The sequence below is a fragment of the Micrococcus luteus genome (assembly GCF_014138885.1).
Lineage (GTDB): Bacteria > Actinomycetota > Actinomycetes > Actinomycetales > Micrococcaceae > Micrococcus > Micrococcus luteus.
On the sequence record NZ_JACJIK010000001.1, the window covers coordinates 388,746 to 400,198 of the forward strand.

The window sequence follows — 11,453 nt, forward strand, 5'->3', positions numbered from 1 at the left end:
AGGCTTTCCTACTGTGCGGGACGTCCGTGGCGCACGCCGCCCGGAGCCGACGACCCCCTCACGGAAGGCCCTCCCATGCTCCCTCGCCTGTTCGGACTCGGCGATCCCGCCGCCTACCTCGACGCCACCGGCAGGGCGGCCCGGGTGGCCGTCGACACCGCCTACGACCGCGCGGGGGTCCACCCGGACACCCCGTCGACGCACCTGGCCGACGCCGTCGGCGCCGTCGACTTCTCGCAGCCGACGGGCAGCCTCGACGACGCCCTCGCCGAGGTCGCGGAGCTCTACGCCCACCAGACCACCGCCTACCACCACCCGCGCTATGCCGCTCACCTCAACTGCCCGGTCCTGCTCTCCAGCACCGCAGCGGACACCGTGCTCGGGGCGCTCAACACGGCGGTCGAGTCCTGGGACCAGGCCCGCTCCGCGGCGCTCATGGAGCAGCGGCTCCTGGCCGAGGTCGGACGCTGGTGCGGGTTCGCCGCGGGCGACGGCGTCTTCACCTCCGGAGGGTCGGCCTCCAACCTGCAGGCCATGACGCTGGCCCGCGGCCGCGCCGTGCAGCGCCTCACCGGCCACGCCGGGCTCGCCGACCTGCCCGCCGAGGTGCTCGGCTCGCTGCGCGTCTTCGTCAGCGCCGCCACGCACTACAGCATCGCCAAGGCAGCCGGCCTGCTCGGGCTGGGTCGCCACGCCGTGGTCGTCGTCCCCACCGACGCCGCCGGGCGTCTGGACCCCGGGGCCCTGGCCGAGGCGGTCGAACGTGAGGTGGCCGCCGGTGCCGTGCCGATGGCCGTCGTCGCGACGCTGGGGACCACCGACCGCGGCGCCATCGACCCGCTGCCGGCCATCGCCGACGTCGCCGAACGCCACGGGATGTGGGTCCATGCGGACGCGGCCGTGGGCGGGATCCTCGCCGCGAGCGCGGCGACGCGCCACGAGCTGCCGGGGCTGCACCGTGCGGACTCGGTGACGATGGACTTCCACAAGACGTTCTACGTGGGGCTGGCCTGCAGCGCGCTGGTGGTGCGGGACGCCGAGAGCCTGCGCCATGTGACGGTGCATGCGGACTACCTGAACCCGGAGGACAGCGTCCATCCGAACCTGGCGGATCGGTCCTTGCAGACGAGCCGCCGGTTCGACTCGCTCAAGCTGTGGCTGACGCTGCGTGAGCATGGGGCCGAGGCGGTGGTGTCCCTGTTCGCGGGGGCGCGCGAACGCACGCGGCAGGCGTGCGGGATCCTGCGGGCCCGGCCGACGTTCGCGGTGCTGGAGGATCCGACGCTGGTGACAGTGCTGTTCCGGGTGCGGGCCGAGGGACTGTCGGAGGAGGAGTGCACGGCGGTGCAGGCGGCGACGCACCGGGAGCTGGTGGCCGGCGGGCGCGCGCTGATCGCGACGACAGTGGTGGACGGGGTGCCCCATCTGAAGTTCACGATCCTGAACCCCGCGGTCACCTCGGGCGAGCTGGAGGAGCTGGTCGACGTCGTGGAGGAGGCGGCGCTGCGGCACGTCGACGCGGTGCGGGCGAGCCGTCATCGGTGTCGCGGGGTGGCGCGGACCCGTCCGCATGGCCCGTCGGTCGCCGTGTCCTGCACGCTCCCCGCTTCGGCGGGGCCACGTCCGTCCGCGGCGCGCGTGGACGAGCACGGAGAGCAGGTGTGCGCATGAGCCCGGCGTCCACGTCCCCCCGCCGCGTGCTCGCGATCGGGCTGGGCCCGTTCAACCTGAGCCTGGCCGCGCTGGCCCACCCGCTGCCCGACGTCGAGGTGGAGGTGGTGGAGAGCCGCGACGCGTTCGTGTGGCACCCGGGCATGATGCTGCCGGGCGCGCAGATCCAGGTGCCGTTCCTCGCGGACCTGGTGACGTTCGCGGACCCGACCTCCCCGTACTCGTTCCTGGCGTATCTCAAGGCGATGGGCCGGCTGCACCGCTTCTACATCCGGGGTTCCTGGTACCCGCTGCGGCGGGAGTTCTCGGACTACTGCGCGTGGGTGGCAGCCCAGCTGCCCGGCATCGCCTACGCGACCACGGTGACGGCGGTGCGGTGGGACGATCAGGCGGACGAGTTCGTGGTGGAGGCGGCCTCCGCGGCCGGGACCAGCACGCACCGGGCCGACCACGTGGTGGTGGGCACGGGCACGGTGCCGTCCCTGCCCGCGCCGCTCGCGCGCGTCGCGGAGGAGTCGGCCCGGGTCGGCGCGTCCCCCGTGGTGCACACGGGTGAGTACATGGGCCGTCGCGAGGACATCGCCGGGGCCGGGTCGGTCCTGGTAGTGGGCAGCGGCCAGTCGGCGGCGGAGTGCGCCCTGGACCTGCTGAACGCGGGCCACCCGGACCTCACGTGGGTCACGCGCTCACCCCGGTTCTTCGGCATGGAGGTCGGCCAGCTCACGCTCGAGCTGACCTCGCTGGACTATGAGCGGCACTTCGCCACTCTGCCCCGGGCGCGGCGGGATGAGATCAACGCATCCCACCGGTCCCTGTACAAGGGGATCAGCGAGTACACGATCGAGGACGTCTACCACGCGCTGTACGAGCGCCAGGTGGGTCCGCTGGACCCGGCCCGGCTGTGGCCGGGCACGTCGGTGGCGGACGCCCGCCTGGTCGCGGGCCCGGGTGCGCCCCGGGTGGAGGTCACCCTGCGCGACGAGGAGACCGGGGTGACCGGGCGGCACGTGGTGGACCGTGTCGTCGCGGGCACGGGCTACCGCCACCCGGACCATCCGTTCCTGGAGCCGGTGCGGCACCTGCTGCGCGCGGAGGACGGTCGGACGACGGCGAACGCGGACCACGCGATCGACGTGAGCGGCCGCCGGATCTTCGTGCACAACACCGCCGAACAGCCCCTGGGGCTCACCGGCCCGGACCTGGGCATGGCGGCGGAGCACAGCGGCCGCATCCTCAGCACGATCGCCGGCCGTGAGGTCTACGCGCAGGCCGAGTCGATCGCGTTCCAGGACTTCGGTGCCGTCGCGGCGGGCGTCCGGTGAGCGCCGTGACGCCGCCGCAGACCACCGTGGACGGTGCGGCCGCGAGCGCGGCCCGTCGTGTGGAGCTCCGTCCCGTGGGCGCGCAGGACCATCCGCTGCTGCACCGGTGGGTGACGTCCCCGCACGCCGTGTACTGGGAGATGACGGAGGCGGGTCTGGCCGACGTCGTGGCCGAGTACGAGGCGATCGCCGCGCACCCGCACCACCACGCGCACGTGGGGCTCGTGGACGGGACTGCGACCTTCCTGGTGGAGGTCTACGACCCGGCCCACTCGGAGCTGGCCGGACGGTATGCGGGCGCGCCGGGCGACGTCGGCCTGCACGTGCTCGTCGCCCCGACGGACACCCCGGTGCCCGGGACCACGGACCTGGTGATGGCCGCGGTGGTGCGCTGGTGCCTGGCCCAGCCGGGGGCGCGGCGCGTCGTCGTCGAGCCGGACGAGCGCAACGCCGCCATCCGGGCGAAGAACCTGGCCGCCGGGTTCACGGAGCTCGGTCCCGTGGCGCTGGGATCCAAGACGGCGATGCTCTCGATCGCCACGCCCGAGTCCTTCACTGCCAGCCGGATCGGCGTCCTCGCCGCCGGGCTGGACCTCACCCTCCCCGAGCCCCCGCTCCTCCTCACCCCCGACAGGCAGGTGTCCGCATGACCCCCGTCCCCCCGTCCTCCCCGTCCCGCCTGGACGCGCTGACGGCGCCGACCGCCCGGCACGCCCACCGGCTGCTCGTCGCCAAGGCGATCCGCGAGTTCACCCATGAGCGGCTCCTGACGCCGGTGCGCGGCGAGCGGGTCGACGACGCCGGCCGCCACGCCTACACGCTCACCCTGGGCGGGGTGCGGTGGACGTTCACCGCGCGTGCCCTCCCGCTCGAGCACCTCGGCGTGGATCCGGACTCGGTGTGCCGTGCCGGGGATCCGGACGCGGTGGCCGTCGACCGCTTCGTCCTCGACGCGGCCGAGGTGCTCGGGCTGGCCGGCGAGGCGCTGGACGTCTATCTCGAGGAGCTCGCCTCCACCTTCGCCGCCCGGTGCCACACCCTGGCCGGCGAGCGCCCGTCCGCCGCCGACCTGGTGGACGCGGACTACACGGCGGTGGAGGCCGCCATGAGCGAGGGACACCCGGGCTTCGTGGCCACCAACGGCCGCATCGGCTGGGGGGCCACGGAGTACGCGATGTTCGCCCCCGAGGGCGGGCGGGCGCTGCACCCGGTGTGGCTCGCGTTCCCCTCCGAGCTCGGGGGACGGTGGACCTGGCCCAAGACCGCGAGCGCGGGCGCCGCCGTGCCGGCGCCGCCCCCGCCGATCACCGAGGCGGTGGCGGGCCTGTGGGCGGAGCGGGCGGCGGCGCTCGACGTCGATCCGGAGGCGTACACGCTGATCCCGGTGCACCCGTGGCAGTGGGAGCACCGGATCCAGGTGGCGTTCGCCCCCGACCTCGCCGCGGGGCGGCTGGTGCACGTGGGCGAAGACCCGGACGCGTTCACGGCCATGCAGGCGGTGCGCACCCTGTTCAACGCGAGCGACCCGCACGCCCCGCAGCTGAAGACGGCGTTGTCCGTGCAGAACATGGGGTTCGTGCGCGGCCTCTCCCCCGCGTACATGTCCGTCACCCCGGCGATCAACGCGGTGGTGGCCGACCTCGTGGACTCCGACCCCCTGCTCGCGAGGTGGGGCTTCGGGGTGCTGCGGGAGTACGCCTCGGCCGGGTACACCGGGGACGCCTTCCATGCCGTGGGCTCGAAGGGTCCTCACACGAAGATGCTCGCCGCCCTGTGGCGGGAGAGTCCGCTGCCGCGCCTGGCGGAGGGCGAGCGGGTCATGACCATGGCGGCGCTGCTGCACCGGGACGGCGGGGGCCGCTCCGTGGCGGGGGCGCTCGTGGAGCGCTCGGGGCTGACGGCGGCGCAGTGGCTGCACGGGGTGGTGACGGCCTACGTGACCCCGCTGGTGCATCTGGCCGCCGCCTACTCGACCGTGTTCATGCCCCACGGGGAGAACATCGTGCTCCGCCTGCGGGAGGGACGGGTCACCGGCGCCTTCCTCAAGGACATCGGGGAGGAGGTGGTGGTCGGCGCGGACGGCGTCCCGCTCACGGAGCAGACCCGGCGCATCCGCATCGACCTCACCGACGAGGACCTCTCCCTCTCCTTCTTCACGGACATGCTGGACGGCGTGCTGCGCCATCTGGCCGACGTGATGGACGCGGACGCCCTGCTGCCGGCGGAGGAGTTCTACGCCGTGGTGGGGCGGGTCCTCGCCGAGTACACGGCCCTGGGGCTCGCGGATGTGGAGCGCCTCGGCCTGGACGCGGAGGACTTCGCGCACTCGTGCCTGAACCGGTTGCAGCTGCGGAACGCCACGCAGATGGTGGACCTGACGGACCCGTCGGGCTCGCTGCTCTACGCCGGTCGCCTGGCCAACCCGGTGGCCGCGCCGCTGCGCCGCGCGCTGGCGGAGCTCCGGCAGGACGCCGCGGCATGAGCGCGGACGCGTGGACCGGGACGGCGACGGGTGACGTGGCGGGCCGTTGCCACCGGGACGCGCACGGCGTGCCGACGCTCGTGGCCGCGTCCCTGCCCGAGCTGGCCTACCTCCAGGGGTGGCACGTGGCGACGGAGCGGGCCTGGCAGGTCGACTGCGAGCACCGCCGGGTCACCGGCATGAGCGCCGAGGTGTTCGGCCCGCCGGCGGTGGCGAACGACGTCGCCGCCCGGCAGATGGACCTGGACGGCGCGGCCCGCCAGGCGTTCAACGCCCTCGACGACGCGGAGGACCGGGCCTGGTTCACCCGGTTCGCCGACGGCGTGAACGCGGGGCTGGACGCCGGGGCCCGGCGCGCGCCCGAGTTCGCCGCCCACGGGGTGAAGCCGCTGCCGTTCGACCCGCACACGGCGCTCGCCCTGCACCTGGGCTACAACGTCTGGCTGACCAACGCGCCGGCCGCCCTGTTCCGCACCCTGCTGGCCGAGCGCTTCCCCGCGCTCGCCGCGGCGCTGATCTCGCCGCGCCCCGACGCGGACGGCTCGAACGCCTGGGCGGTGCGCGTCGGCGCCGAGGGCGCTCCGCTCGTGGCCGCCGACCCGCACCGGCTGCTCGAGCTGCCCGGCGTCTACCAGCAGGTGCGCCTCGTGGTGGAGGCCGAGCGTCCCCGGGACCGCGTCGACGTCGTCGGCCTGGCCTTCCCCGGTGTGCCGGGCGTCCCGCATGTGGGGCAGTCCGAGCACGTCGCGTGGGTGACGACCTCGGCGATGGTGTCCTCGCTCGAGATGGTCCTCGAGGACGCCCCCGAGGGGCCGGAGGTCCTCGACGCCCGGACCGAGCGGGTGCACGTGCGCGGCGGCGACCCCGTGGACGTGCGGGTGGCCCACACCCCGCGCGGGCGGCTCGTGGACGTGCCCGGCGCCGGCCCGGTGAGCATGCGGTTCCCCGCCTGGGACCGCGCCGACACCGGCCTGCCGAGCGCGCGCCGGCTGCTCACGGCCGCGAGCGCCGCGGAGGCCTGCGCGGTGCTGGACGGGCACGTCGAGCCGGTCAATCGCGTGATCGTCGCGGACCGGCGGACGGTGCTCACCCGGCACGCCGGGGCCGTGCGGCGCCGGGATCGACGCTCGGCCTGGGGTGCGGCGCGGGCCTCCGCGCTGGGCCGGGGCTCCGCCGACGGGTCCCTCGATCAGCGCTGGGTGCGCTGGCCCGCGCCGGCCGCGGCGGACGACGTCGTGGTGGCGGCCAACGAGCCCCACCCGGACACCGCCTGCCTCACCGTGGACGCGTGCGCGCCGTGGCGGTCCCGCCGCATCCGGGAGGCCCTCGAGGCGCTGGCACCGCAGGAGCGGACCGTGGACGCGATGGCCGCCCTGCAGACGGACACCCGGACCCCGGGCGCGCCGCGGGCCTGGCTCGCCGACGCCGTCGACGCGCTCGTCGCGGACGACGTGCTGGCCGCGGAGTCCGTCCCGGCGTGGGCCGGCGACGCCGCCGCCGGATCGGCCGCGGCCCGCTGGTGGCTCCTCGTGGAGCACGAGGTGGCCGCCGCCCTGATCGCGCACCTGCCGCCCGCCTCGCGGGCCCTGCTCGGCGGCCCGTGGGCACCGTGGGGCGACGCCGCCGCATGGGTCGGCGCGGCGCTCGCCGAGCGCGGGCCGGAGCCGCTGCGCGCGGCCCTGGGGGTCGCAGCGTCGACGAGGGACCTCGTGCGGGCCGCCGTCGCCGCCGTCGGCGACGCCGCTGAGCCGCCGGGCCCCGACGACACGGCTCGGACGTGGGGTGCGGCGCATGCCCTGACCCCGTTCCTGTTCACGCACGAGCATCCCGGCGGGCCGGATGTGCCGGGGCTCGCCGACGTGCTCGACACGATCGGGTCCGTCCGGGTGGGCGGCACCGCGGACGCGGTCTGCGCCACCTCGCACGCCCCCGGCCTGGCCGTCGGCACCCACCGCGGGCCAGTGGCCCGGGTCGTGTTCGACCTCGGCGACCGCACCCGCAGCCGGTGGGTCGTCCCGTTCGGCGCCTCCGGTCTCGGAGGCGGGCACGTGACGGATCAGCTGGACGCGTGGGCCGCCGGCCGCCTGCTGCCCGTGCCGTCCGGTCCCGTCCCCCCGTCCGCCGGCAGCGGCGTCGCACCCGCCCGCTCCGTCCCCGGCGGGGCCCCTCCGGGACGCATCGTGGCCGAGGTCGGCGTCGGGGCGTTGGGCCTGACCATGACGCGCGTCCGCCCGGCCCTGGACGCCCCGCTGATCCACGCACTCGTCACGGAGCCGCGGGCGGAGTTCTACGGGATGCGCGGGCACAGCGTGCAGGACGTCGAGGAGGTCTACGACTTCCTCGAGTTCCAGCCCACCCACGCGAACCACCTCGTGTGGCACGGCGGGACCCTCGTGGCCCTCGTGCAGACCTACGACCCTCGCGCGGAGGAGGTCGGCGGCGCCTACGAGGTGCGGGACGGGGACCTCGGATTCCATTTCATCACCGCCCCCGGCGGCCTGCAGGGGCGCGCCCGCGCCACGGCCTACCGGAGCATTGTGGACTGGTTGGGCGCACGCCCCGGCACGCGTCGGCTCGTGATCGAGCCGGACGTCCGCAACACGCGGGCCGTGAAGACCGCCCGGGCTCTGGGCTTCACGGTGGACCGGGAGGTCGAGCTGCCGGGCAAGCGGGCGGCGCTGTGCTTCCGCGCCGTGCACTGACCCTGCCCCGCACACGGCGACGGCGCGCACCCGCCTCGGTGCGCGCCGTCGTCGTGCCGGTCAGGGGCGGTGGCTCACTTGTGCTCGGCCACGCCCGTCTGGCCCTCCCGGACCAGGGCGGTCATGCGGGAGACCGTGCGGAAGTACTTCTTCATGTAGCCGCCGTGCATCATCTCCTGCGTGAACAGGGCGTCGAAGGGCACACCGGAGGCGAGGACGGGCACGTCCTTGTCGTACAGGCGATCCGCGAACACCACGAAGCGCAGGGCCGTGGCCTGCTCCGTGATGGTGTGCACGTCGTGGAGGGCGAGCACGTCCACGTCCTTGACGAGCTCGCGGTAGCGGGAGGGATGCACGCGGGAGAGCATCGCGGTGAGGTCCGCGAAGTCGTCCACGGCGAGCACACCCGCGTCGGGGAAGTTCTCCTGGGCGGTGGCCTCGACGGCGGCGTCGTCCAGCGGCGACGGGGCGGCGGAGAGGCCGCGGTGGCGGTAGTCCTCGCCGTCCACGCGGATGACCTCGAACTGGTCGGCCAGGACCTGGATCTCGCGCTTGAAGTCCTGCGCCGCGAAGCGCCCCTCGCCGAGCGAGCCCGGCAGGGTGTTGGAGGTCGCCACCAGGCGCACGCCGGCGTCGGCCAGCTCGCGCATGAGGCGGGACATCAGCACGGTGTCCCCCGGGTCGTCGAGCTCGAACTCGTCGATGCACACGAGGGTGTACTCCTTGAGCTCGTCCACCGCCTTGCGGAAGGACAGGGCGCCCACGAGGTTGGTGTACTCCACGAACGTGCCGAACGCCTTGGGCCCGGGGGCCGCGTGCCACGTCGAGGCCAGCAGGTGGGTCTTGCCGACGCCGAAACCGCCGTCGAGGTAGATGCCGGCCGGCCCTGCCGCCCGCTTCTTCCCGCCGAACAGGCCGCCGAGGAACCCGCCGCCCGAACCGCCCCGGCCGAGGTCTGCCGCGAACCGGCGCAGCCGCTCCACGGCCTGTGCCTGCGAGGGGTGCGCGGGGTCCGGGATGTAGGTGTCGAAGGACACCGTGCCGAAGCGGTACGACGGGTGGAAGCCGGACAACAGCTGGTCCGGGGTGACCTGCGGCGAACGGTCGGCGAGGTGGACGATCTGAGCCACGGGACACTCCCAGGGTCGACGACGGGGATTCCGGGCCATGCTATCGGGCCGCGGACCCGACCCATGTGACCTCGCGTGTCCCGGACTGAGGGGCCCCTACCCTCTTACGTGACACCGACGTGCCGTAATCTGGCGCGCAGGGCACGGACACGGAACCCGCCGTCGTCGTGCCGCCCGCCCCGGGCCCGTGCGGGCCCGCCCCGACGCGAAGGAAGGCAGTGCCATGACCGATACCGCCGCGAAGTTCTCCGAGTACGCCCACCCCGAGAAGCTGGTGTCCACGCAGTGGGTCGCCGACCATGTCGGCGACGAGGACGTCGTGGTCCTCGAGTCCAACGAGGACGCTCTCCTCTACTCCACCGGCCACATCCCCGGCGCCCAACGCGTCGACTGGCACACCGAGCTCAACGACCCCGTCACCCGCGACTTCGTCGGCCCCGAGGCCTTCGCCGAGTTCGCCGCCTCCAAGGGGATCTCCCGGGACACCACCGTGGTGTTCTACGGCGACAAGTCCAACTGGTGGGCCGCCTACGCCCTGTGGGTGTTCACCCTCTACGGCCATGAGGACCTGCGCCTGATGGACGGCGGCCGTGACAAGTGGATCGCGGAGGGACGCGAGACCACCCGCGAGGTCCCGACCGTGGCCCGCGCCGAGTACCCGGTGATCGAGCGCGACGACCACACAGATCGTGCCGCCCGCGAGGACGTCCTGCAGGCCATCGGGACCACCCCGCTGATCGACGTCCGCTCCCGTCCCGAGTACACGGGCGAGACCACGCACATGGCCGGCTACCCGCAGGAGGGCACCCTGCGCGGCGGCCACATCCCCACGGCGGCGTCCGTGCCGTGGGCGTCCGCGGCCAACGAGGACGGCACCTTCAAGTCCCGCGCCGAGCTGGAGCAGGTCTATCGCGCCGGCGCCGGGCTGCAGGAGGGTGACGACGTGATCGCCTACTGCCGCATCGGCGAGCGGTCCTCCCACACCTGGTTCGTGCTCAAGTACCTGCTCGGCCACGAGGACGTCCGCAACTACGACGGCTCCTGGACCGAGTGGGGCAACGCCGTGCGCCTGCCGATCGCCGTCGGCGAAGAGCCGGGCGAGGCCCCCGCGCGCTGAGCCCCCGGCACGGCGTGGATCACTAGACTGGGACACCATGACCGAGAACCACGCCGTGCCCGCCGCCCTGGCCGAGATCATCGACGACTTCGCCGGGGTGCCCGATCCCGAGAAGCTCGAGCTGCTGCTGGAATTCTCGGACGAGCTGCCGGCGCTGCCGGAGCGCTACGACGGCCACGAGGCCGAGATGGAGCAGGTCGTGGAGTGTCAGACCCCGCTGTTCCTGGCCGTGGAGCTCGAGGGTGAGCCCGGTCCGCAGGCCCCGGTCCGCCTCTTCATCACCGCTCCCCCGGAGGCGCCCACCACGCGCGGTTTCGCCTCCGTGCTCACCCAGGGCCTGGACGGGCTGAGCGCCCTCGAGGTCCTGGACGTGCCCGAGGACATCCCCACCCGCCTCGGTCTGGCCAAGGCCCTCACCCCCCTGCGCCTGCGCGGAATGTCCGCCATGCTCGGCCGCATCAAGCGCAACGTGCGCGAGCAGGCCGGGATCGCCTGAGTCCGCCGTGGGCCAGCGCAAGAAGGATCGCAGCGCCCGGCACGGGGCGGCCACACCGGCCGTCGCCGCCCTCGAGGCCGCCGGGGTCCCGTACCGGCTGCACACCTTCGACGTGGCCCTCGACGCCGGCGGCGAGCGGTTCGGCGTCCAGGTCGCCCGGGCGCTCAGCGTGCCCGCCGACCGACTGTTCAAGACGCTGATGGTGGCGGACCCCGACGGCGCGCTCGCCGCGTGCGTGGTGCCCGTGTCCGGTCAGCTGGACCTGCGGGCCGCCGCCGCGGTGCTGGGCGTCAAGCGACTCGCCCTGGCCGATCTGGCCGTCGTCGAACGCCGGACCGGCTACGTGCGGGGCGGCGTCTCTCCCCTGGGCCAGCGCCGGCCCCACCCCGTCGTCCTGGACTCCTCCGCCCTCGACGCGGAGCTCATGTACGTCTCCGGCGGGCAACGCGGCCTGGATGTGGAGATCGCGCCCGCCGACCTCGTGCAGGTGACGGGCGCCGTCGTCGCGGAGATCGCGGCGGACTGACGGGCGG

Annotated in this window: 9 protein-coding genes; 8 read left to right on the plus strand and 1 reads right to left on the minus strand. The window is 74.4% G+C overall.

Annotated features, from left to right (window positions below; all coding sequences use genetic code 11):
* The first annotated feature begins 75 nt into the window (after positions 1-75).
* The 5 genes from HDA34_RS01690 to HDA34_RS01710 are packed head-to-tail and all read left to right on the plus strand — an operon-like array spanning position 76 to position 8,177.
* Positions 76-1,671, plus strand: a complete 1,596-nt coding sequence (locus HDA34_RS01690) for a pyridoxal phosphate-dependent decarboxylase family protein (RefSeq protein ID WP_070708689.1) — start codon at positions 76-78, stop codon at positions 1,669-1,671.
* On the plus strand, positions 1,668-2,993 hold the full coding sequence (locus HDA34_RS01695) for a lysine N(6)-hydroxylase/L-ornithine N(5)-oxygenase family protein (RefSeq protein ID WP_043279265.1): 1,326 nt from the start codon (positions 1,668-1,670) through the stop codon (positions 2,991-2,993). The genes HDA34_RS01690 and HDA34_RS01695 overlap by 4 nt, the downstream gene beginning before the upstream one ends.
* Before the next feature lie 5 nt (positions 2,994-2,998).
* Positions 2,999-3,643 carry a GNAT family N-acetyltransferase gene (locus tag HDA34_RS01700; protein ID WP_223246401.1) on the plus strand — a complete coding sequence of 215 codons (645 nt, stop codon included), beginning with the start codon at positions 2,999-3,001 and terminating at the stop codon, positions 3,641-3,643.
* Positions 3,640-5,475 carry an IucA/IucC family protein gene (locus tag HDA34_RS01705; protein WP_020624757.1) on the plus strand — a complete coding sequence of 612 codons (1,836 nt, stop codon included), beginning with the start codon at positions 3,640-3,642 and terminating at the stop codon, positions 5,473-5,475. The genes HDA34_RS01700 and HDA34_RS01705 overlap by 4 nt, the downstream gene beginning before the upstream one ends.
* On the plus strand, positions 5,472-8,177 hold the full coding sequence (locus HDA34_RS01710) for a GNAT family N-acetyltransferase (protein WP_049147983.1): 2,706 nt from the start codon (positions 5,472-5,474) through the stop codon (positions 8,175-8,177). The genes HDA34_RS01705 and HDA34_RS01710 overlap by 4 nt, the downstream gene beginning before the upstream one ends.
* 74 nt (positions 8,178-8,251) lie before the next feature.
* Here the strand turns inward: HDA34_RS01710 and zapE are convergent, their stop codons facing one another.
* A complete protein-coding gene (gene zapE, locus HDA34_RS01715) occupies positions 8,252-9,307 on the minus strand; it encodes a cell division protein ZapE (RefSeq protein ID WP_080981737.1) in 1,056 nt (351 codons plus the stop codon).
* Between the two features lie 223 nt (positions 9,308-9,530).
* On the opposite strand from zapE, the gene HDA34_RS01720 reads away from it, so the two are divergent.
* The 3 genes from HDA34_RS01720 to HDA34_RS01730 are packed head-to-tail and all read left to right on the plus strand — an operon-like array spanning position 9,531 to position 11,446.
* The gene (locus HDA34_RS01720; RefSeq protein ID WP_044659665.1) at positions 9,531-10,424 is read left to right on the plus strand and encodes a sulfurtransferase; all 894 of its coding nucleotides are present in this window, start codon (positions 9,531-9,533) and stop codon (positions 10,422-10,424) included.
* Between the two features lie 37 nt (positions 10,425-10,461).
* Positions 10,462-10,920, plus strand: a complete 459-nt coding sequence (locus tag HDA34_RS01725; RefSeq protein WP_004167585.1) for a SufE family protein — start codon at positions 10,462-10,464, stop codon at positions 10,918-10,920.
* Between the two features lie 7 nt (positions 10,921-10,927).
* Positions 10,928-11,446: an aminoacyl-tRNA deacylase gene (locus HDA34_RS01730; protein WP_044659664.1), complete on the plus strand. Its 519-nt coding sequence runs from the start codon at positions 10,928-10,930 to the stop codon at positions 11,444-11,446.
* Positions 11,447-11,453: the final 7 nt, after the last annotated feature.